We start from the raw sequence: 21,579 nt of genomic DNA on the forward strand, positions 1-21,579 counted from the left end.
ATTAAATTTATACTATAATTTAAGTAAATTTCAACGGCAGATGAGCCATAATTTTATCTGTCCTTACCGAGAGTATCAGAATAGCACCCGAACTCCAGTAATTGACAACGTATCTATAGGGGTTTAGTTGATTAATTTTATTTTTAAGTAGCTTATTTTACTTTCAAATCAAAGAGAGTGAATTAAAAGAGCGAACTAACAAGTCAGCACTCTTTTATATGGTGGCATTAATCATGAGCGATCGCCACTCAGGAAAGTACAAAAGTTGTGATCAAGAAGCTAGATTAGAAGTAAGCGATCGCTCTCAACTTGCTTTTGATAAATTCCCTCTTATTCCGATTGGTTCATTAGCACAAATTCTAGATGAAAATTGGTTTCTTGAATAGTCTTCACATAAACAGTGGTAGTTATACTTAATGCTAAAATCAGATAATAAATAGCTACTCAGCATATATGACAACCATACTCAAAGAAAAAGCATTATTGCTTCTCCGTCAGGCTTTGAATAACCCAAAAGCCGATTTTCGTCATGGACAATGGGAAGCTATTGAAGAACTACTACTGAAGCGATCGCGGTTACTCGTCGTTCAACGCACAGGTTGGGGAAAAAGTCTAGTTTATTTTTTAGCAACTCGCTTATTAAGAGATCAAGGTGCTGGTTGTACTCTCTTGATTTCTCCTCTTTTAGCATTAATGCGAAACCAAATCACAGCAGCACAACGTATTGGTATAAAAGCCGAAACAATTAACTCTAGTAATACAGATGATTGGAGACTTGTAGAAACAAAGTTGTTAGCAAATAAAGTAGATATTCTACTAATTTCCCCTGAAAGATTAGCTAATGAGGAATTTCGAGAAAACATTCTTTTGCCATTATCTAAAAAAATTGGTTTATTTGTAGTTGATGAAGCGCATTGTATTTCTGACTGGGGACATGATTTTCGTCCTGATTATCGCCGGATTGTCAGAATTTTACAAGCATTACCAGAAAATATTCCGGTTTTGACTACAACCGCTACAGCTAACAACCGAGTGGTTGATGATATTAAAGCTCAATTAGGAGCAAATCTTCGTATTTATAGAGGTGATTTAACTAGAAAAAGTTTGCGTTTACAAAACATTTATCTTCCTAGTCAAGCAGCAAGATTAGCATGGTTAGCTCAACATCTCCCTCAGTTACCTGGAAGTGGTATTATTTACACATTAACGGTAAGAGACGCTCAAAGAGTTGCTGATTGGTTAAAAACCCAAGGTATTAATGCTAAAGCCTATTATGGAGATTTAGATACTGAAGTTCGCATAGCATTAGAAGACGAATTACTTAATAATCAAATTAAACTATTAGTAGCAACAACTGCTTTAGGAATGGGTTTTGATAAACCAGATTTAGGTTTTGTTATTCATTACCAAAGACCTGGTTCTGTTGTCCACTATTATCAGCAAGTAGGACGAGCAGGTAGAGCAGTAGAAACAGCTTATGGTATTCTGTTAAGTGGTGATGAAGATGAAGAAATTACTAACTACTTCATTAATACAGCCTTTCCTGCTCAAAGACATACAGAACAGGTATTGGCGGTAATTAATTCTGCTAAAAATGGAATTTCTGTTAACCAAATAGAACAACAAATCAATCTTGCTCAAGGACAAATTAATAAAGTTTTGAAACTACTATCTTTGGAATTTCCCACACCTGTCACTAAGATAGATTCTAAATGGTATGCTAACCCAGTCAACTATCAAATTGATCATCAAAAAACTGAAGCACTCACCCAAATTCGCCGACATGAACAACAGCGAATGGCAGATTATATGCAAAGTAAACAATGTTTAATGGCTTTTTTAGCAGCAGAATTAGATGATCCAAATCCAGAAGAATGTGGTAAATGTGCTATATGTTTGGGTAAGCCATTATTGCCAGAAAATTTTGCAGATGAATTTGTAAATCAAGCAATTTTATATTTACGTCGGAGCAACCAAATTATTGAACCGCGCAAAAAGTGGATTAAAGAATCATTACACATCTATGGGTTTTCTGGAAACATTAAAGACAATTTAAAAGCAGAAGCAGGAAGAGCATTATCTCTATGGGGTGATGCAGGTTGGGGAGAATTAGTCAAGCAGGGAAAATATCGAGATAACCATTTTGATGATGCACTGGTGCAAGCTATTTTTGATATGATTCAAAGTTGGCAACTTCAACCTTTTCCAACTTGGGTAACTTGCGTTCCTTCCTTAAATCGTCCAGAACTTGTACCTAACTTTGCACAAAGAGTAGCGGAGAAATTAGGCTTACCATTTAAACCTATTGTCCGCAAAATTCGTCAAACTCAGTATCAAAAAAAGATGAGTAACAGTTATCAACAAGCTCATAATTTAGATGGATCTTTTGCAATTGATTCTTGGGAAGGCATGAGTGGTAATGTATTCTTAATTGATGATATGGTAGATTCCCGTTGGACTTTTACTGTCATTGCAGCACTTTTGCGTAATGCTGGAAGTGGATTAGTTTATCCTGTAGCATTAGCTCTTAATTCATTAGGTCAATCGGATTAGAAAATTATGTTAAATCATATCCTAGCACCAGATACTCAAGCCATTTTGCTGTTGTGTGCCAGTTTTGGACAAAATCGCCAAATAGAACCATTACCCCTGACTTTAGGGGAATATAACTCGTTAACAGATTGGTTGCGAGAAAATCAAATGCGTCCAGCAGATTTATTGGAAACAACAGCAAAAGCACAGTTACAAAAAATAACTAACAATAAACTTAACCCTGATAGGCTTTTAGCTTTATTACAACGGGGTGCAATGTTAAGTTTTGCAGTGGAAAAATGGACAAGTCGCGGGTTATGGATATTGGGACGCAGTGACGCTAAATATCCCAAACGTTTTAAGCAAATATTGAAACATTCAGCACCAGCGATTATTTATGGTGTTGGAAATACAGAATTATTATCTTTAGGGGGATTAGCAATTGTAGGTTCTCGTGATGTAGATGAGGATATTATTCATTACACACGCAAAGTTGCTCAAACTTGTTCTCAACAAAACATACAAGTTATTTCTGGTGGTGCGAGAGGGATAGATCAAGAATCAATGTTAGGTATTTTAGATCATGGAGGAACGTCTGTTGGTGTGTTAGCTGATAGTTTGACTAAAGCAGCAGTAAATAGTAAATATCGTTCTAGTATTCAAGAAGGTAGATTAACTTTAATTTCTAGTTATGATCCTGATGCTGGTTTTAACACAGGTAACGCAATGGGACGAAATAAATATATTTATAGTTTAGCAGATTATGCCTTAGTTGTTAATTCTACTTTTGGTAAAGGTGGAACTTGGGCTGGTGCGGTAGAAGCATTATCTAAGCTGAAAGAAATTCCTGTATTTGTAAAAATGAACTCTCCAGTACCAGAAGGAAATCAGCAATTATATAATCAAGGTGCAAAACCGTTTCCTTCAGAAGTTGAAAATGGTAATTTGCGACAAATGTTAACAGAAACTATTGCTAATTTTGAAGTTGTAAAAAAGGAAATAATCACAAAACAACCAGAACAAAATGTTAATAATATTCCCCAAGATTTAACAACTATTCCTAAAGATATTTATAACGTTGTTTTACCCGTAATTCTCAATCATTTACAGCAACCCCAGGATGCAAAATCTCTTGCGGACTCTCTACAAGTGAGAAAAGTACAGATGGAAGATTGGTTAGTAAGAGCTATAAATGAAGGAAAAGTAATAAAAACAAAAATAGAAAAGCGAGTTGCTTATGTGGTTAATCACGCAGATACTCAACTTTCTTTGTTATAGTTCGATAATACAGCAATTCTCATTTTGAAAAAAATAAGATAAAATTCTCTTAATTTAAGTAGAAACCTTGTATCAATCCCATGGTTTCTTTTCAATGGTTGTAACTTCTCCACTCCTTTCTAAAAATTCTAGCCATTCATACAAAGTTTTATGTGATGTTTCCAGACAAACAAAAATAAAATTATAACCTTGTTTTAGAGCTAGTTCACAAATAGGTTGGTGACAATACAAGTCATCCCCTAAAAGGGTTGCAGCATAACCATACTTGTTTTGATGATTCTTGTTTAACCATGATCTGTAAGAGGATGTTTTAACAGTCATTAGTTATATATCCAAAATCTTTAGATCCCCCCCTAGCCCACTTTTTGAAGGCTACTGTGATTTTATCGCCCTAAATCCCCATTTTCAAGGGGGAATTTAAGAAAATCTCCTCCTTTCTCAAGGTGGGTTAGGGGGAATCTAAACGCTGTTAGGGAACTTGATAAGACTTGTGTATACACGTAAAATCAAATGATTCCGCTATTTTGTATATACTAAGGGACAATCAAGACTGGACAAGGGGAAAGATTAATTACCCGTGTTGTCACGCTATCGGTTGCACCTTCATCGGTTAAGCCTAATCCCCGACAGCCCATAATAATTAAACTAGCCTCGATTTCATCGGCAACATCGCAGATGGTAAAGGCTACTTTACCTTGTCTTTCTAGAACTTCAGCGTTAATTCCCTGCTGAGAAAATAAAGTTTGGGCATTTGCTAACAACTTAGCAACTATTTCTGGTGACAGCATGGGATCGGTACTGGCTTCTTCAACTACCGACAGGATTACCAAACGACTTTGATACAGTTGAACTAGGTTAGCCACCACATCGGCGGCTTCCCTGGCTTCCCGACTATGATCAATGGGAAATAGAACAGTCTTAAACATAAAATCACCTCTACAGGCCTGAGTCCGGTAAAATCTGGATGGTTATACTTTCAAAACAATAACAAAAAGGCAATCAGGAGGATTTAGCTGTGTCCAAAAAAAGTTTAGCAAGTTTATCTGCGGCGGATATTTCTGGTAAACGTGCCTTAGTAAGGGTTGATTTCAACGTTCCTGTGGATGATCAAGGCAACATTACTGACGATACTCGCATTCGCGCCGCGCTGCCAACTATCCAAGATTTGACCAAAAAGGGCGCTAAGGTGATTTTAGCCAGCCATTTCGGTCGTCCCAAGGGTGTAGATGAGAAATTGCGTCTCACTCCTGTTGCTAAACGTCTCTCTGAGTTGTTGGGGCAAGAAGTCGTTAAAACTGATGACTGTATTGGTGATGATGTGGCAGCTAAGGTTGGCGCGTTGGCAAATGGCCAGGTGCTGTTGTTAGAAAATGTCCGTTTTTATCCAGAAGAAGAGAAAAATAATCCTGAATTTGCCCAAAAGTTAGCTGCTAATGCTGATTTTTATGTAAATGATGCTTTTGGTACTGCCCACCGCGCCCATGCTTCTACTGAAGGTGTGACTAAATATCTGAGTCCTTCTGTGGCTGGATATTTGGTGGAGAAGGAATTGCAATACTTACAAAGTGCTATTGAAGAACCTAAGCGTCCTTTGGCGGCTATTATCGGCGGTTCTAAGGTTTCCAGCAAAATCGGCGTAATTGAAACTCTGTTGGAGAAGTGCGACAAGCTGATCATTGGTGGTGGGATGATTTTTACATTCTACAAAGCCCGTGGTTTGAGTGTTGGTAAGTCTTTGGTAGAAGAAGATAAGCTGGAATTGGCGAAGGCTTTGGAAGCTAAGGCTAAAGAACGCGGTGTGGCTTTGTTACTACCGACAGATATTGTCTCGGCTGATAAGTTTGCCCCTGACGCTAATGCTACCACTGTCAGCATTGAGAATATCCCTGCTGATGGTATGGGTTTAGATATTGGTCCCGATTCTATCAAGGTGTTCCAAGCGGCTTTGGCTGATTGTAAGACTGTGATTTGGAATGGGCCTATGGGTGTGTTTGAGTTTGATAAATTTGCTGCGGGTACGGAAGCGATCGCCCATACTCTAGCAGAAATTGGCAAAACCGGCACAACTACCATTATCGGTGGTGGTGACTCTGTAGCGGCTGTAGAAAAGGTTGGTTTAGCTGATCAAATGAGCCACATTTCTACTGGTGGTGGTGCTAGTTTGGAGTTGTTGGAAGGTAAGGTATTACCCGGTATTGCAGCTTTGGATGAAGCATAATTAAAAGGTGAAGGATGAAGTTTTAGGCTTTGTCCTTCATTCTCGGCAATTAACTAAATTAAGGAAAATAATATGCAAGTAGAAACTCGTAAGCATACTTATACACCTGAAGAATATTTAGAGTTAGAAGAAAAAGCACTTTATAAAAGCGAATATCGGGATGGAGAAATAATTCCTATGACGGGTGGAAGTACAAACCATAATCAAATTGCGCTGAACTATGCAGCATCTTTATTATATGCTATTAGAAAAAAACAAAATCGTGTTTTTATTGGAGATGTACGTTTATGGATTCCTGAATATAGAAAGTATACCTATCCTGATGTGATTGTAACTGATGGTCAGACTAGTTATACAGGTAAAAATAATACTACTATTACTAATCCTTTGTTAATTATTGAAGTTTTATCTAAGTTAACTAAAAATTATGATCAAGGTGATAAATTTAATTTTTATCGTTCCATTCCTCAATTTAAAGAATATGTTTTAGTGGAACAAAATCAATATCAAGTAATGCACTATAGCAAAACTAATGAGGGAGAATGGATTTTTAGAGAATATAAATCTGAAGATGATATTGTAAAGTTACAGCATTTGGATTTTGAAATTAGTTTAGTTGACATTTATCAAGATGTTAATTTTGAGGACAAAGAATAATATTAAATTCGGATAATTACTTACGATATAAAAGGTCAAAGTGTACACGGTAGCTATACTAAAAACGGTTGGGACATGGACTTTTCCAAAATTACGAAAAACCCAGATTTGTAGGGATTTAGCAATGCTAAATCCTTACCCACAGAATCAAATGATTAAACCGCGTTTAGTATAAGATGCCAGAGCGAGCAAGGGCTAAACAAGCACTCAAGCGTGTCAAAGATATGGGCACTCAAGTTTCTCGATTGACGACTATTTGGGCTGACGGTGGGTGATGGACGTTTGCCGTTGGATTGTTCAGGTAGTGCTACGACCCCAGCAAACTAAAAGTTTTGTGGTACTCAAAAAGCGATGGGTTGTAGAACGTACTTTTGGCTGGCTGTTCGCGTAGCGTCGCTGAAGGCGTTAGGGTTGTCGTCGGTTAGTCAGAGACTACGAGTTATTACCTGAAACCTCTGAGACTTTTATCTATCTAGTTATGATCCGTATCATGCTCAGGCGATTAGCATAAATTTTGACTCCTCAAAACTTTTCAAACACCCTCTAAAACTTTTTCGTGTGGAATATGACACCCCCAGATCACCCTAAATCCCCCTTTAAAAAGGGGAGTTGGGGTATCTCGATTAACTCTGATACTTTTCAAACATCCTCTTAAACTCCGAAACTTTAGTTTTTCATCTGTTCCTTTTTTTGTAATGAGACAGAATTAATTAGATAACTGGTTTTCTGTTCCCTATTACCCTTTACTGTTAGTATATATGGGGTTTAAACATGAGGTTTTTAGAGATGAATCGCCATTTTTGGATTATTGCCTTAATTGCCTTTATTAATTCCCTCAGCTTTACAATTTTAATTCCTATTATTTATCTTTATGGGAAAGAATTTGGTCTAAGTGATTTTCAAACCAGTTTATTATTTTCGACTTACTCCATTGCTCAGTTTTTTGCAACTCCGATAATTGGCAAACTTTCTGATCGCTTTGGACGTAAACCTTTATTGATCGTCAGTTTAACTGGAACTGTAATTGCTAACTTAATCGCTGGAAATGCAACTACGGCATTTTTTCTGTTTTTAGCAAGATTCATGGATGGCATTACTGGTGGTAATATGTCAGTCGCTCAGGCAATTATTTCGGATATTACCAGCACTAAAAATCGCGCTCAGGGGTTTGGAATTTATGGAGCAGCAATGGGTTTAGGCTTTGTATTAGGACCGGCTACCAGTTTATTAGCACAGCAAATTTCTTTAGGAACTGCCTTTTTAGTTTCTGCTGGAATTGCTCTGATAGCTTTGTTAATGACCACCTTCTTTTTACCAGAAACTTTAAAGAATAAAGCAGTAAAATCAAGTAATATATTTGATTTAGGTTTAGGAAATTTAATCACAGGTTTAACTATACCAGGAGTAGGTATTTTAGTAATAATAAATTTTTTCACTGGTACAACATTTACGATGTTTACTTATGCTTTTCAACCATATTTTATTCGAGTTTTAAATCAAACGAGTCAGTCCTTAACATTGATGTTTTTACTATTTGGTGTTCTAGCCGTAATTATGCAAACCTGGGGTGTGTCTATTCTCAACCGCAAATTTAATGTAGTGTATATATTATTTTTAGGGTTATTTTTCCGCAGTTTATCTTTTGTTTTAATGCCCATTTGGCCAACTATCACTTATTTTGTGATTGTCAGCATATTATTTTCCGTTTTCAATTCTTTAGTGCAACCCATGATTACCACTTTGATTTCTCTCAATGCCGAACCACAAGAACAAGGAACTGCTATGGGCTTAAATGCCTCTTATTTAAGCATTTCTAACGGTATTGGTCCGGTGATTGCTGGAATGATAGTCAAACAATCTAATCCTGTTACCTATGGTTATCCTTTATATTTAGCAGGGATGCTGACATTTTTGGTTTTATTCTTGGCAATAAATAAACGCAGACAATATATGCCACAAGTTAATTTAAATTAGCAGTGACAAGTGATTTTATTCTTTTCTAAAGTAGGAGTAAAAAACTATTTTTATCGTTGTGGTTTTTCACCTTGAGAACAACGATTAAACCATTCTTGATACTTTTGTTTTTGTGATTCATTTTCTACCAAAACTGCTATTTTAACCTTGTGACATCCATGATGTTTTTCTAGAGCGATCGCATTTAAAAGTAAACTAGCAACTTTTGGTGAACTAAATTCACCACTCACCATTAAACCACCGTTAAAATTGGCAGATTGTAATTTTTCACCGTTAGTTAATTCAACCCCAGAAATCTCCCCTTGACCTAAATCAATTTCTGCCAGTTGTCGGTGTTCTGGGCTAACTTGTTCAACGATCAATTTTTCTCTTTTCACAGGAACTTCGATCATCTGTATTTCAATTTCTTTGCGAACAATTACTTCCCCTACTTTCTTTTTACCAGCATTAACGATTAATCTTTCTTCTAAAAGAGGAATAATTTCTTCTTGGGTAATTTCTGCGAGATTGGCTGAATTAACACAGCTAATAACTTGTTTTTCATCCCCAGATGTTTCCCTAATTAAATATTCAGACATATAATTTATTGTGTGTTATTCCAAAGATTATTGATGATTCGTAATTCCCAATTATTATCGGCAGATATTTTCAGGAATTACGAATTAGTGAGAGAAACTGTTTAATCTGTTATTTCTTCGCGTCCTTTGCCCCTATCCCTATGGGACGCTACGCGAATGCAGTTCATTTTCTATTTGATTTTATCTTTCTTCAATTGGCAAATTAGGAGCATTGACATCTAACTCTTCACGACGTATTGTTTGTTGAGACTCAACTGTTTCTTGTTCTACAACTTTTTTGACTCTAACTTCTTCACGAACAAATGCTTCTTTGCGAATTTCTGGAGTTTCTTCGTAAATTTCCATCCGTGCAACTTCACCTTCGCGGAAGTTAGCTTCACTAGCAGGAACGGTTCTACCTGCATCTTCAGGAGTAACACGTTCAATTACTACGTGTTCTCTTTCTGTTGGTACACTAACTCTTGCGGTTTCCGTTTCCACGTGTTTACCAACAGCTACTTCTCCTACTTTGCGACGATGTTTATTAGCAATTAGCCTTTCTTGGTACAATTTTAAAGTTTGATGATTTCGATCATTTAAACCAAACAACTCAGGCTCATTTTCGTAGCTATAGGTATCTCTACTGTAAGTTGGTGTTGTTGTTGGTCGAGCGGTTGTTGCTACTCTTCCTGGTGATTCTAGAGGTGTAGAAGATTCCACAGGTGTTGATGTTTCAACAGTTGAGGTACGTCCTGAACTCCGGTAAATTCCCCGCACTCGTTCCTCGTAATCATGATTTAAAATGAGGTCTTCGTTAAACTCAGGTAAATTTTCAGCTTGCTCCCTTGTTAAACCAATAACATAAACGCGATCGCTAGGAGTGTCAATGTGGGTGCGTCCAATTGGTAGCAATACTTTTTTACCAAAAATCCAGAAGCCTAAATCAACTACTAAATAGCGAAAATGACCTTCTTCATCCACTAAAACATCATTGACTGTACCAATTTTTTCATCTGTTCCTTCTCTATATACTCCCGAACCTTTAATATCTTTACCTTCAAAAGTCTCGCGGTAGTTAGGCTCGAAATCTTGTAGTTTGTAAAGAACCATTAGATTCACCCTCAAAGCTATTTTATATTATTTCTTAATCACAATGTTATGTTTTTATTACCTGATATCCCTCTTACTCATGACTGAATTTACTCAATCAAAAGTTATCAAAAGGAATAGGTTATGCTCTCTTTGAAAAATAAGAGTATAAAGAAATACGGATCTATCATATATATTTTGAGTAACTGAACATTATTTACATAGCTGGGTAATTACAGGCTTTTGATAAAATTATGTTAAAAATTGTCTAAAAGGATTTATAATGGAGGTTAAGATACTAATAACAGACTAAAACTAAGATAAAGCTTTAATTTTTAACATCAACAAAGGAGGATAAGACAATGACAGAAACACTTACCATGTCTTACCTCTATGCTAAACTTTCCTCCATTGGCTTGAACCAGGACTATGTGAGAGAAAACGGTTTACCAAGTTGGTGGAATGATGAACTCAATAATAAGCACTTTGCTGTGCTAGAAGGTGCTGGTTATATTGCTGATAACCTTAACCTTGATTTAAAATCCTTGTTAGTACCAGAAGAAAAAATCAAGTTTAATACTCCTCCTGCTACCAAATTTAAGCAGCATAATAGCCAAAATAATGATTATCCTTATGTTGCTCAAGCTTTAGCTAGTCGAGTAGCTGAATTAATCGCTTGTGGGACAGATGTTAATGTTACATCCTTACCTACAAATGTTGAAGAAATTAGAACAGAGATTTTAAAAAATTATCCAAAAGTTAATTTAATTTCCTTACTTGAATATTGTTGGAGTAAGGGAATAGTTATTGGTTATTTTCATCATTTCCCTAAAAATACTAAAAAGTTTGCAGGGTTAATTCAATTGCAATTTTCTCGTCCTGTAATTATTCTCAGTTCAAAACCTACACACTCTGCTAGATTAGCTTTTAACTTGGCACATGAATTAGGTCATTTAGCATTAGGACACCTAAAAGAAGGTGTTTTAATTTTGGTTGATGAACAAATTGAATTTGATTGTAATAATGATGAAGAAAATCAAGCAAATCAATTTGCTGCTCAGTTATTATTACATGACTGCGATAATTGTTTAGAAAATAAGCGATTTCAAAACACTGATAAATTTAGTAATTATGTTGTTAACGAAATAATTGTTAAACATCCAAGAGTTGAAGCAGATGCACTAATTCTTAACTATGGATGGCATAATAAACAATATTTTCCCTTAGCGATGTCTGCTTTAAATAAATTAGATCCCTTAGCTAATGGTCAACAAATTATTAATGAATATTTAGCTGATAGATTAGATTGGGATAGATTTAACGATGAAAACTATGAGTATTTAGAAAAAGTTTTAGGAGTTTAATCTTGTCAGGGTCATTTTACTGTTTAGATAATGATATCATTCTTAAATTAGCTACTTATAATCTCTTTGATTACACCTTTAGAACCTTTGGTATTTATCCAACTCAAATTAAAATACTTGATAGTTTTAAATATAAAGTCGGTGCAGAAATTAAACGCAAAAGAGGCAATAAAGCAACTAATAGTTTTAAATATAATATACAAAAAGCTTTACAAATTACTGAAAATTATCCAACTATTTCTGAATTAGACAATTTAGTAATTGATATTAATATTTATGGTCAATTATTAAATTATACTAAAATTAGTAACGACAAACATAATCCTATTGACAAAGGAGAAGCAATTTTAATTAGTCATATTTGCTATCTGAATCAACAAAATGATAATAATTATTTATTAACAGGGGATAAACGTTGTTTAAGGGCTTTAACTAATTCTAGTTTGACTAATGTTATTGAACATCTTGAGGGTAAAATCTGGTGTTTGGAACAGTTGATTTTAAAAAATATTGAAGTATGTGGTTTTGATGTAATACAAGCTAAAATTTACCCTATTAGAGATTGTGATAGGAATATAGAATTTATATTTGGTTATAGTGTACAATACCCAGAGGAGATAGTTAAAGAAAATTTGAAAAGCGAAATTATCAGGTTAAAACAAGAAACTGGTAAATTACTTTATCCTTATCCTAACTAATAAACTTTTAATGTCTATTCTCTTTAAATACCGTGACTTTTACCGATAACCCAATGACGACGGAAAAACCGAGATAAAGTTGATTCTTCTAGTGATAAATAAATAGGTCTTCCGTGGGGACAAGTACGGGGATTGCGGGTACGTTGCCAATTATTTAGTAATGTTTGCATTTCTGGCAAAGTCATGGGTGTACCATTACGAATAGCACTGCGACAAGCAACAGCTACTTGGGCTGTTTGTAAGTCTCCTCCCCAACTCAATTCTAAAATTGCTTCGGCATGATCTTGACGTTGCTGTAACATAATAGGAATGTTCCGCACTGCCCAAAGTTGCTCACCAAATGGTTCTATATCTAAACCAATGCGTTGTAATTGGGTAACTTGGTTTGGGGACAATTGATAGAGAATAATTGGAGGTTCAATGGGGATAAGTTGCCAATTATCTAATAATTGTTCATATAAAACTCGTTCATGGGCAATGTGCTGTTCTACTAACCACATTCCTCCCGGATGTTCTGCGACAATATAAGTATTGCTAACTTGAGCGACGGCTTTGAGGGAATGGTTTGTTTCTTGATCAGAATTTTTAGAATTGAAGTTGTAATTACCTTTTTGTTCTGCGGCTTTGATTAATTTACTAACTCGCGTTGTATGTACAGATTCTTTAATATTGGTTTCAGAAATGCGGAGTGCTTGGTTAATAGCGACAGTGATTTGTTCTTGCCAATAATCTAGTTCATTGAGGTAAATTTCTGTTTTAGCGGGGTTGCGGTTCCAGTTGATTTGGTCGGGGGATATATTTAAGTGGAGAAAACAAACTGGATAGCGATCGCGCGGTAATGTTCTATGAAATGCTGATAAAATACTCTGCTCTAACTCCGGCAACTTAATCATTCTACCATTAATCCCCACCCGCACCCAATCAGGACGGTGGCGATGACAACGATCTGGCAATCCTACAACTAAACTGATTTTTGATGCAGAATCGGGAAGTTCTAATTGCAATTCTTGTAAATCACTCTCTCGCACTTGGGGGAGAATTTGGGGTATGAGTTGTCTCACCGTAGCAGCCGGACAGATAGTAAACCATTCTCGTTCATTCTGCCAAACTTGGTAAGTAACTTGGGGGTGACAGAGGGCAATTTGTTGAATTATCCCCTGTACGGCTTTCATTTGCTGCCCTGGGGTCGGTAAACCTTGACGACGAGGGGGGCAATTGGCGAATAAATTAGCAACTTTAACTACTGTACCAGGAGCGATCGCTGTTGCTTCTACTTGTCTGACTTCTCCACTATGACTATAATCAACGCACCAGCCAACGTTAGCATCGGCAGGACGGCTTAAAATTTGCAAATCTGCCAAAGTTGTTAAACTATGTAATGCCTCGCCACGAAAGCCTAAACTACTAATTTTCCACAAATCAGCACGGGAGCTAATTTTACTTGTACTATGGGTTGTTGCCGCTTGTTGCAAGTCCTCAAGGTTTATTCCCACCCCATTATCAGCGACATGAACTTGCCATTGCTGCGGCCAAAGAGATATGACAATGCGTGTTGCACCAGCATCGAGGGAATTTTCCACCAATTCCCGGACTACGGAGGCTAAAGAGTCAATTACTTCTCCAGCCGTAATTAAATATACAACTTCTGTTGGTAAGGTTTGAATAGTAGATGCCATATAGCAGGGAACAACGAACAGAGAACAGAGAACAGTATCTTCTCATGCAACTGACAAAGCCCATATCAGCAATTAAAAATCTGACCTTGATAAGATTATAGAACTTACGCAAAAAACCTCTCAAACTCTTATTCCTCCGTGTCCTCTGCGTCCTCTGCGGTTCGATATTCTTATAACTTGTGCATAAATCCTAATGATCAAAAACCCAACAGTAGATTAGAGTGTAGTCTATTGGACAAAAAATCAAATAATTAACAGAATTTTTGATTAATTGTGAAGAAACGACAATTAAATAAGGATCTTTGATAGATTGCAGAATAGGTAATCCGCGAGAATAATATGATGAATAGTAGTTTATTGGCTGATGTTCATGATCTCAAGTCTCGTCTTGAATGGGGTCAACCCGCTTTGACAATTATAGATGTGCGCGATCGCTCTACCTACAATCACGGCCACATCACTGGGGCTATCTCTATACCTTTAAGTGATTTGGCATCCCGCGCTACATCTGCCCTACATAAGCAACGCCACATCTGCGTTTATAGTGACTATGATACACAAGCAACCCAAGCAGTAGAAATTTTAAAAGCTCAGGGTTTTGCTGATGTTAGTGAAATTCACGGTGGTCTTCAAGCCTGGAAAACTATTGGTGGTGCTACTGAAGGAGTCTAGATATCATCACTTTGGCAATCAAATAACCTAATTAAGACGCAGGATTAACTTCAATAATTCTTGCGTCTTTTTTAGATTATAGCTGATTATTTCTTTTATTATAAAATTCTATATTCAAATTGAGGTAACGGATAATTGCTTGTAAAAAATATTTATCATTTTTACTTTCTACTATTAATTTATTGCTACTCACCTCTTACCTGCTTATTATGACTTATCCCATAATCTAAAGTATCTAAATCTCTTTTTATAGCAACTATCTTACCAGTTCTTTTGTGTTTTGTTAATTCAAAATGAGTCGATAAATTCGGATAATCTGATCCAGCTTTTATAAAAGCCTTAATCATTTCTAAACTGTGGGTTGTGGCAAATATCTGGACATTTAATTCACTAGATAACTTGTAAATAATATTCCAAAAAGCTACTTGATTAGAATGATGTATCCCATTTTCTATTTCATCAATCAGCAAAATACAATTTTGATTGTTGATAAGTCTTAAAATCAGGTCGGCAATCCGATTAATGGCATCACCAAACAATGACAAAGGCAACCTACTTTCTCCTTCTCTTTTAATATAAATATTTGGTTCACCAATACTAAAACTTTCTACTCCAATAATTGAATCATCAATAGTTTGGAAAGCTTTTAAAACATCATTTTCTCTTTCATTTAAACGGGCTTTATCAAACTCCTCTGTCAAGTCTCTACTAGCAATTCTCAAAAACGAAGGCATAAAAAAAGCATCTTTTATATCTGGAATTTTAATATCCGTAGCTAACAAACCCTTAGCACTTGACGCAATTGAGGTTTCAAAAGACTTTTGATGATTACTTCTGGTTTTTATGTGCATTACAGATACTACAGATTGACTCCCCGAAAAAAGACTGAGCATCTTTTCTTGATCATTATTATTTAGTTGTTCGCTGTCTTCTACTTCTAAGTCTTTTATAGATTCATCAACACATATCTCGACTATTTTTGAAGAACCATCTTCAAAAATAGCATCAATTATCAATTCGCTATTTTTATTTTGCTGAAAAAAGAAGTTATTCCAAGTCCTTTCGGGTAAAGCTCTACTTAATTTTGGTGATTCTCTTCTTACTTGCCGTAATAAAAAAATAGTATCTGGTCTAGGAACACTATTGAGAAATAATGCTTCTAATAATGCAGTTTTACCAACATTATTTTTTCCACTAATTAAATTAATTCTTTCAAAACCAGATACTTTTAAATCATCAAAACATCTAAAATTCTTAATATGAATGTCCTTAATCACTGTAACCTCTATCTTTTTATTTTATCCAGTAAAAAAATTAAAATTCCACAATCACTGGTGTATGATCACTAGGCTGGGTTAACTTACGCGGTTCGATATCAATAGTACAGCTTTGAGCTTGATTATATAAAACCGGTGTGAGATAATGATGATCAATTCGCCAACCTAAATTACGTTTAAAAGCGGCGGTACGATAATCCCACCAACTATAATTCCCCCCTTCACTGTTGAATTTGCGAAAGGCATCCGCAAAACCGAGTGAAAGGATTTCTCGCAAGGCCTGGCGTTCTGGCTCAGATGCCATAATGTGATCGTCTATCTTCACTTTGTCGTGAATATCTATATCTTCTAGGGCAATATTAAAGTCACCGCACATACAAATAGCAGGATTTGACAACAATAGCACCTGTAAATATTTCCTTAGTACCGTTAACCAGCCCAGCTTGTATTCATACTTCTCACTTCCCACTGATGAACCGTTGGGAACATAAAGATTTACAATGCGAACTCCGTCAATTATACCAGTAATTACCCGCTTTTGGTCATCCCATTCTGGCTGAATATCTGGTAAGATTGCGTTAAAACCCATAGTGACATCTTGTAGCGGTTGACGACTAATTAAAGCTACACCGTTATAAGATTTTTGTCCTGAAATATAGAGATGATAGCCCAAATTTTCCAAGAGCGATCGCGGAAAATCAGCATCTACAACTTTTGTTTCCTGTAAACAAAGTACATCAACCGGATTTTGATCTAACCAATCAATAACCTGGTCTAAACGAGTGCGAACCGAGTTAACATTCCAAGTGGCAACTTTCATTATTTAGTTAAAGATAATGTAATTAAGAATGATTAATTGTCTGAAAATTTTGTAATTAATTATGATTCATCATATCTCCTTTTTGTTGAGTTCTGCCCATAAAAAACCCACATTTTCATGATCCTGTCTAAAAAAATAGTATTTACAGATACAAAACAAATAAAAATGTAGGCTTGACTACAGAATATTATAATAGTTATCTGATCCCCAGGATAGATGAAAATAGTGAATAATTAATTTTAGTTTAACAATGTGGTCGGTGATTGACTATAGTGAAGACTGGGGCATTATATTTGACAGTAGGGTTAAATATATTTGATCTGATGATAGTCAGTTAAGTTAATTTAAATTTCAAAAGATTAAGTAAAAATCCTTTGTCCTTTTAAAATGGCGGCAGTCATAAATCAAGATCAAGATATTGAGCTAAAACATTCCTACTGCCAAAATTCCGTTTTAACTAACAATTTTTTGTCTGTTTTAAGCAAAAAACCTTTTAGAGGAAGACATTGGTATGAGTATAAGAACCAACACTTGCCCATGCTGCGGTGGTTCAGTTCTACGTCACGTCCGTCAGGGGGAACTATATTGGTTTTGCCTATCGTGCCGACAAGAAGTACCATTATTAGGCATCAGTCGCATATCTAATTTGGAAACCCGTAATGGAGAAACCATTAGCCAACCTGCGGTGAATACTAATTAGGGTTTGTTGAAAAAGTCTTTTGGTTAGGGCTAGGAGTCAGGAGTCAGGAGTCAGGAGGAAGAATTAGAAGAAGGGAAGAATATAATTGAATCTGGTCAAGTGATAAGTTTTTGGTAGTTTCAACGCTTATTCCTTGCACCTGATTCACCTTTTCAAGCTTCAAACTCTTGATATATCTAAGTTTTAGTTTGATTAAGCAAGCACTAATTAGACTGTAGTAGTCAACAGGGGGCAGAGTTAAAAGTCTTTTGGTGTCTGATTTGGATAATCATTTGATTTTTGGCTAAATTTGCCCCCAGTTCCCAGGAATGTGGATATGATATAGAAGTAGATAGAGCTTAAAGAATATTTATCAAATGCTGATTCAACCCCCTGGCTTATCCAAAGCCAAAGACTCAGTAGCACAACAAATTCTCTTGGGTAATGAACCTAGTAAGGAATTAATTGCCATTCTTGCTGTCTACTTTGTCCAAGGTATATTAGGATTAGCTCGCCTAGCAGTCAGCTTTTTCCTCAAAGATGAATTGCACCTAACACCAGTAGAAATGTCGGCATTGTTGGGAATAGTCGCCCTACCTTGGATGATGAAGCCATTGTTAGGACTTGTATCCGATAGTTTGCCGATATTTGGCTATCGTCGTCGTCCTTATTTAGTGATATCAGGAATATTAGGGGCTTGTACATGGGTAAGTTTAGCCACCATAGTTCATTCTAGCTGGGGAGCGACAATAGCGATCGCTCTTAATTCTCTTTCCATAGCTTTCAGCGATGTTATAGTTGATTCTTTGGTAGTTGAAAGAGCTAGAACAGAATCTTTAGCAAAGGTAGGATCTCTTCAATCCATTTGCTGGGCTGCTACTGCACTTGGAAGTTTAATAACAGCCTACTTCAGTGGATTTTTATTAGAACAACTCAGCACCCGCACAGTCTTTTGGATTACAGCTTTATTTCCCTTAATTATCTCACTTGTAGCTTGGTTAATTGCTGAAACCCCAATCAGTAAAGCTAGTCTAAATGATCAGCAAACCAACTCCCGCAGCATCCAAAATCAAGTCAAGCAACTACGCCAAGCCTTTACCCAAAAGGCAATTTGGCTACCCACGGTCTTTATCTTTATCTGGCAATCTACCCCAAGTGCAGACTCGGCTTTTTTCTTTTTCTTCACCAACGAACTGCACTTTAAACCAGAGTTTCTAGGACGAGTTTATTTAATAACGAGTCTAGCCTCGTTAATTGGGATTTGGATTTTCCAGCGTTTTTTAAAAGGCGTTCCCTTTCGGGTAATTTGTGGTTGGAGTATTATCATCTCTATCACATTCAGAATGACAATGTTACTCTTAGTAACCCACACCAATAGACTACTAGGCATCAATGACCAATGGTTTAGTTTAGGTGATAGTTTAATTCTGGCTGTTATGGGGCAAATTGCATTTATGCCAGTCATGGTTTTAGCGGCGAGAATTTGTCCTTTAGGAATAGAAGCAACATTATTTGCCGTCTTGATGTCGATATTCAACTTAGGAGGAGTGGTTTCTAAAGAATTTGGAGCATTAATCATGTATTGGTTAAACATCACGGAAACCAACTTTAACTATCTGTGGTTATTGGTGATAATTACTAACTTCAGTTCCCTCTTACCTCTACCATTCCTCAACTGGTTGCCAAGTTCAGAAAAGCAAGCTGAAATAACAACATTACCCAGTGCTTCCATTAACACCTGATTGCTAAAAACGATGCAAGTACAGGATTAGTATTTGATGTATGAAATGGAGGTGGGCATTGCCCACCCTACTTGTAAGGCCTATTTTTTGAATAATCTTTCCTGATTATTTAATCATAGGCTGGATAAAATAAGTACAATCTATAATAAATAATTCCTGGAAACAATAATGTCTAAAAAGTTAGGCTTATTCACTACTTGCAGGTTAAATTTTTATTTATTATTAAATTAGTTAGCGGAATCTAAATGTCTATTAAAAAACATTTACAAAACATACAGGAAGTGATTCCTGAGCATTGGTTATATCAACTACAAGATATTCATTCTAGCATACTTTCATCGTGGATTCTAGGTTGGGGTAGTAAGCCCCTAAAATTTACCGGAAAATCAGCAATGGTTTTTTCTCCCCATCAAGATGATGAAACTTTTGGTTGTGGTGGGATGATTGCACTCAAGCGTAAACAAGGGATAAATGTAGCTGTGACTTTTTTGACTGATGGCAGGGGATCTTCTGATTCTCAAGTCAATAATCAAAATAAAATTATCCAAATCCGTAAACAAGAATCATTGACGGCTTTAAATATTTTGGGAGTAGAACCTGAAAATATCCATTTTCTGAACAAGCTGGATGGAAGTTTGCGAGAGTTAACAGCAGAGGAAAAACAAGAAACGATTAATGAGGTGGTTGAACTACTAAAACATTATCAACCAGGGGAAGTATATGTACCACATTATAAGGATTGTCATCGAGATCATGAGGCTACCTATGATTTGGTGAAAACAGCGATCGCTCAAGCAGGAATTACCTTAGATATACTACAGTATCCGATCTGGTTATTCTGGAGAGCGCCTTTATTTATTTTATTGAAATTGTCGGATATTAGAGCAGCTTATTGTCTGGATATAAATGCAGTACAACCAGAAAAAAATAAAGCGATCGCTGCCTATCCTTCACAAACTGAAAATTTACCCAAGGGTTTTATAAAGCAATTTTTAATATCAACGGAAATCTTCTTCAAAGATAAACAATAGTAGCCAATTTTGGCGAAAAAGCAGCGTTGAACTCAAGTAAAATCTATTTTAGATAGACATGAATAAATTATCTGATGTTTATTCTGAACTATTAAATCATTTACTATAAATAATTGCTGTGGAGAATTTTTAAATGCGGATTTTACATATTATAAATCATGTCCAACAAATTGGTAACGGGATTGTGAACGTGGCAGTAGACCTAGCCTGTTTACAAGCTAAAGAAGGACATGAAGTAGCGATCGCTTCGGCTGGAGGAGATTACACCACACTTTTAGCGAAATATGGCGTTAAACATTTTCTATTAGATCAGTTCCGCAAACCCTTAACAATCATCAAAGCTGGATGGCGTTATCGCCAAATTGTACACAAATTTCAACCTACTGTAGTTCATGCACACATGATGACAGGTGTTGTACTTGCTAGTTTTCTAAGAGGTAATAGTCAATATAGTTTAGTCTCTACGGTACACAACGAATTTCAGCATAGCGCAGTGTTAATGGGATTGGCAGATCGGGTAATTGCTGTTAGTCAAGCTGTAGCTAATTCCATGATCCGTCGAGGTATACCAGAGAAAAAACTGCGGGTAGTTGCTAATGGCAATTTAGGCAGCCCCAGGCGTAAAAGTTTACAAGATTGTCAACCTATACCACTATATCATCCTGCTATTACTACTGTGGCTGGTATTTATACCCGGAAAGGAATTGGCGAATTAATTGAGGCCTTTAACAAAATTGCTCTAGATTTCCCCCAAGCGCATCTATACTTAGTCGGTGATGGTCCAGATCGTTCTTGGTTTGAGACAATAGTACAAAGGACTGGATTAAGCGATCGCATTCATTTTGAAGGTTTTCAGCCAGAACCCCAATGTTATATGTTAGATTCGGACATTTTTGTTCTCGCTTCCCATCGTGAATCCTTTGGTTTGGTGCTAACTGAAGCGCGAGAAGCCGGTTGTGCGATCGTTGCTACGGATGTAGACGGTATTCCTGAAACTTTAGATAATCGTCAAGCTGGTCTTCTTGTACCACCTAAAGACAGTCAAGCTTTAGCTAATATTTTAACACAATTACTTAGCAATCCTCAACAACTTCATAAATGGAAACATCAAGCAAAACAAAATTTGGAACGGTTTAATGTAGTACGGGTGAATCAGGAGACTTTGACTGTATATCGTGAACTGCTAAATAGTCACCATTCTGCATTTAGTAATCATCCAAAACCATGCAGAAGTGAAACCGATTTTTGGGTGGAAAAATTGCCGTGATTTTTTAAATCCCCTAAATAATAATAGGGGATTAAATGCAGATAATAA

19 protein-coding genes and 2 pseudogenes are annotated in these 21,579 nt (G+C 36.2%); 14 read left to right on the forward strand and 7 right to left on the reverse strand.

Features of this window, described 5'->3' with window-relative positions; genetic code table 11:
- Positions 1-218: 218 nt before the first annotated feature.
- The 3 genes from VB711_RS17705 (at position 219) to VB711_RS17715 (ending at position 3,810) form a co-directional block, all read left to right on the forward strand.
- Positions 219-386, forward strand: coding sequence for a hypothetical protein (locus VB711_RS17705; RefSeq protein WP_323287517.1), 168 nt, complete (start codon positions 219-221; stop codon positions 384-386).
- 67 nt (positions 387-453) lie between these two features.
- A complete protein-coding gene (locus VB711_RS17710; protein WP_323287518.1) occupies positions 454-2,553 on the forward strand; it encodes a RecQ family ATP-dependent DNA helicase in 2,100 nt (699 codons plus the stop codon).
- Positions 2,554-2,559: 6 nt separating this feature from the next.
- The gene (locus VB711_RS17715) at positions 2,560-3,810 is read left to right on the forward strand and encodes a DNA-processing protein DprA (protein WP_323287519.1); all 1,251 of its coding nucleotides are present in this window, start codon (positions 2,560-2,562) and stop codon (positions 3,808-3,810) included.
- Positions 3,811-3,885: 75 nt separating this feature from the next.
- Here VB711_RS17715 and VB711_RS17720 read toward each other — a convergent pair.
- Positions 3,886-4,104: pseudogene (locus VB711_RS17720) on the reverse strand (ISNCY family transposase); the annotation flags it as partial.
- A gap of 239 nt (positions 4,105-4,343) precedes the next feature.
- Positions 4,344-4,736, reverse strand: coding sequence for a universal stress protein (locus tag VB711_RS17725; protein ID WP_323287521.1), 393 nt, complete (start codon positions 4,734-4,736; stop codon positions 4,344-4,346).
- Positions 4,737-4,825: 89 nt separating this feature from the next.
- Between VB711_RS17725 and VB711_RS17730 the strand changes: the two genes are divergently transcribed.
- The 4 genes and pseudogenes from VB711_RS17730 to VB711_RS17745 all read left to right on the forward strand — a co-directional run bounded on the left by VB711_RS17730 (position 4,826) and on the right by VB711_RS17745 (position 8,659).
- Complete coding sequence (locus VB711_RS17730; RefSeq protein ID WP_323287522.1) at positions 4,826-6,028, forward strand: phosphoglycerate kinase; 1,203 nt, start codon at positions 4,826-4,828, stop codon at positions 6,026-6,028.
- 72 nt (positions 6,029-6,100) lie between these two features.
- On the forward strand, positions 6,101-6,685 hold the full coding sequence (locus VB711_RS17735; RefSeq protein WP_323287523.1) for a Uma2 family endonuclease: 585 nt from the start codon (positions 6,101-6,103) through the stop codon (positions 6,683-6,685).
- Positions 6,686-6,980: 295 nt separating this feature from the next.
- Positions 6,981-7,196 (forward strand): annotated as a pseudogene (locus VB711_RS17740) (transposase); the annotation flags it as partial.
- A gap of 275 nt (positions 7,197-7,471) precedes the next feature.
- A complete protein-coding gene (locus VB711_RS17745) occupies positions 7,472-8,659 on the forward strand; it encodes an MFS transporter (RefSeq protein WP_323287524.1) in 1,188 nt (395 codons plus the stop codon).
- 50 nt (positions 8,660-8,709) lie between these two features.
- On the opposite strand, the gene VB711_RS17750 is transcribed toward VB711_RS17745, so the two are convergent.
- Together VB711_RS17750 and VB711_RS17755 are read right to left on the reverse strand one after the other, a co-directional pair.
- The gene (locus VB711_RS17750; RefSeq protein ID WP_323287525.1) at positions 8,710-9,237 is read right to left on the reverse strand and encodes a DUF2382 domain-containing protein; all 528 of its coding nucleotides are present in this window, start codon (positions 9,235-9,237) and stop codon (positions 8,710-8,712) included.
- 180 nt (positions 9,238-9,417) lie between these two features.
- Positions 9,418-10,326: a DUF2382 domain-containing protein gene (locus VB711_RS17755; protein ID WP_323287527.1), complete on the reverse strand. Its 909-nt coding sequence runs from the start codon at positions 10,324-10,326 to the stop codon at positions 9,418-9,420.
- Between the two features lie 341 nt (positions 10,327-10,667).
- Between VB711_RS17755 and VB711_RS17760 the strand changes: the two genes are divergently transcribed.
- Positions 10,668-11,669 carry an ImmA/IrrE family metallo-endopeptidase gene (locus VB711_RS17760; RefSeq protein WP_323287528.1) on the forward strand — a complete coding sequence of 334 codons (1,002 nt, stop codon included), beginning with the start codon at positions 10,668-10,670 and terminating at the stop codon, positions 11,667-11,669.
- 2 nt (positions 11,670-11,671) lie between these two features.
- A complete protein-coding gene (locus VB711_RS17765) occupies positions 11,672-12,367 on the forward strand; it encodes a hypothetical protein (protein ID WP_323287529.1) in 696 nt (231 codons plus the stop codon).
- A gap of 23 nt (positions 12,368-12,390) precedes the next feature.
- Here VB711_RS17765 and mutL read toward each other — a convergent pair whose 3' ends face one another.
- Entirely contained in the window at positions 12,391-14,043 is a 1,653-nt protein-coding gene (gene mutL / locus VB711_RS17770) for a DNA mismatch repair endonuclease MutL (RefSeq protein WP_323287530.1), read from the reverse strand.
- A gap of 342 nt (positions 14,044-14,385) precedes the next feature.
- Between mutL and VB711_RS17775 the strand changes: the two genes are divergently transcribed.
- A complete protein-coding gene (locus VB711_RS17775; protein ID WP_323287548.1) occupies positions 14,386-14,715 on the forward strand; it encodes a rhodanese-like domain-containing protein in 330 nt (109 codons plus the stop codon).
- Between the two features lie 185 nt (positions 14,716-14,900).
- Here the strand turns inward: VB711_RS17775 and VB711_RS17780 are convergent, their stop codons facing one another.
- A complete protein-coding gene (locus VB711_RS17780) occupies positions 14,901-15,992 on the reverse strand; it encodes an AAA family ATPase (protein WP_323287531.1) in 1,092 nt (363 codons plus the stop codon).
- Between the two features lie 37 nt (positions 15,993-16,029).
- Positions 16,030-16,812 carry an exodeoxyribonuclease III gene (xth, locus tag VB711_RS17785; protein ID WP_323287532.1) on the reverse strand — a complete coding sequence of 261 codons (783 nt, stop codon included), beginning with the start codon at positions 16,810-16,812 and terminating at the stop codon, positions 16,030-16,032.
- Between the two features lie 511 nt (positions 16,813-17,323).
- On the opposite strand from xth, the gene VB711_RS17790 reads away from it, so the two are divergent.
- The 4 genes from VB711_RS17790 (at position 17,324) to VB711_RS17805 (ending at position 21,531) form a co-directional block, all read left to right on the forward strand.
- Positions 17,324-17,512: a hypothetical protein gene (locus tag VB711_RS17790; RefSeq protein WP_323287533.1), complete on the forward strand. Its 189-nt coding sequence runs from the start codon at positions 17,324-17,326 to the stop codon at positions 17,510-17,512.
- Between the two features lie 356 nt (positions 17,513-17,868).
- On the forward strand, positions 17,869-19,233 hold the full coding sequence (locus VB711_RS17795) for a folate/biopterin family MFS transporter (RefSeq protein WP_323287534.1): 1,365 nt from the start codon (positions 17,869-17,871) through the stop codon (positions 19,231-19,233).
- Positions 19,234-19,478: 245 nt separating this feature from the next.
- Positions 19,479-20,264: a PIG-L family deacetylase gene (locus tag VB711_RS17800; RefSeq protein WP_323287536.1), complete on the forward strand. Its 786-nt coding sequence runs from the start codon at positions 19,479-19,481 to the stop codon at positions 20,262-20,264.
- 133 nt (positions 20,265-20,397) lie between these two features.
- The gene (locus VB711_RS17805; RefSeq protein WP_323287537.1) at positions 20,398-21,531 is read left to right on the forward strand and encodes a glycosyltransferase family 4 protein; all 1,134 of its coding nucleotides are present in this window, start codon (positions 20,398-20,400) and stop codon (positions 21,529-21,531) included.
- Positions 21,532-21,579 lie beyond the last annotated feature (48 nt).

It is taken from the genome of Cronbergia sp. UHCC 0137, assembly GCF_034932285.1.
GTDB lineage: Bacteria > Cyanobacteriota > Cyanobacteriia > Cyanobacteriales > Nostocaceae > Cronbergia.

Bases quoted from the DNA above. Each gene is read 5' to 3' on its own strand.
- VB711_RS17705 (WP_323287517.1), top strand. From the start codon at position 219: ATGGTGGCATTAATCATGAGCGATCGCCACTCAGGAAAGTACAAAAGT.
- VB711_RS17710 (WP_323287518.1), top strand. From the start codon at position 454: ATGACAACCATACTCAAAGAAAAAGCATTATTGCTTCTCCGTCAGGCT.
- VB711_RS17715 (WP_323287519.1), top strand. From the start codon at position 2,560: ATGTTAAATCATATCCTAGCACCAGATACTCAAGCCATTTTGCTGTTG.
- VB711_RS17725 (WP_323287521.1), bottom strand. From the start codon at position 4,736: ATGTTTAAGACTGTTCTATTTCCCATTGATCATAGTCGGGAAGCCAGG.
- VB711_RS17735 (WP_323287523.1), top strand. From the start codon at position 6,101: ATGCAAGTAGAAACTCGTAAGCATACTTATACACCTGAAGAATATTTA.
- VB711_RS17745 (WP_323287524.1), top strand. From the start codon at position 7,472: ATGAATCGCCATTTTTGGATTATTGCCTTAATTGCCTTTATTAATTCC.
- VB711_RS17750 (WP_323287525.1), bottom strand. From the start codon at position 9,237: ATGTCTGAATATTTAATTAGGGAAACATCTGGGGATGAAAAACAAGTT.
- VB711_RS17755 (WP_323287527.1), bottom strand. From the start codon at position 10,326: ATGGTTCTTTACAAACTACAAGATTTCGAGCCTAACTACCGCGAGACT.
- VB711_RS17760 (WP_323287528.1), top strand. From the start codon at position 10,668: ATGACAGAAACACTTACCATGTCTTACCTCTATGCTAAACTTTCCTCC.
- mutL (WP_323287530.1), bottom strand. From the start codon at position 14,043: ATGGCATCTACTATTCAAACCTTACCAACAGAAGTTGTATATTTAATT.
- VB711_RS17775 (WP_323287548.1), top strand. From the start codon at position 14,386: ATGAATAGTAGTTTATTGGCTGATGTTCATGATCTCAAGTCTCGTCTT.
- xth (WP_323287532.1), bottom strand. From the start codon at position 16,812: ATGAAAGTTGCCACTTGGAATGTTAACTCGGTTCGCACTCGTTTAGAC.
- VB711_RS17790 (WP_323287533.1), top strand. From the start codon at position 17,324: ATGAGTATAAGAACCAACACTTGCCCATGCTGCGGTGGTTCAGTTCTA.
- VB711_RS17795 (WP_323287534.1), top strand. From the start codon at position 17,869: ATGCTGATTCAACCCCCTGGCTTATCCAAAGCCAAAGACTCAGTAGCA.
- VB711_RS17800 (WP_323287536.1), top strand. From the start codon at position 19,479: ATGTCTATTAAAAAACATTTACAAAACATACAGGAAGTGATTCCTGAG.
- VB711_RS17805 (WP_323287537.1), top strand. From the start codon at position 20,398: ATGCGGATTTTACATATTATAAATCATGTCCAACAAATTGGTAACGGG.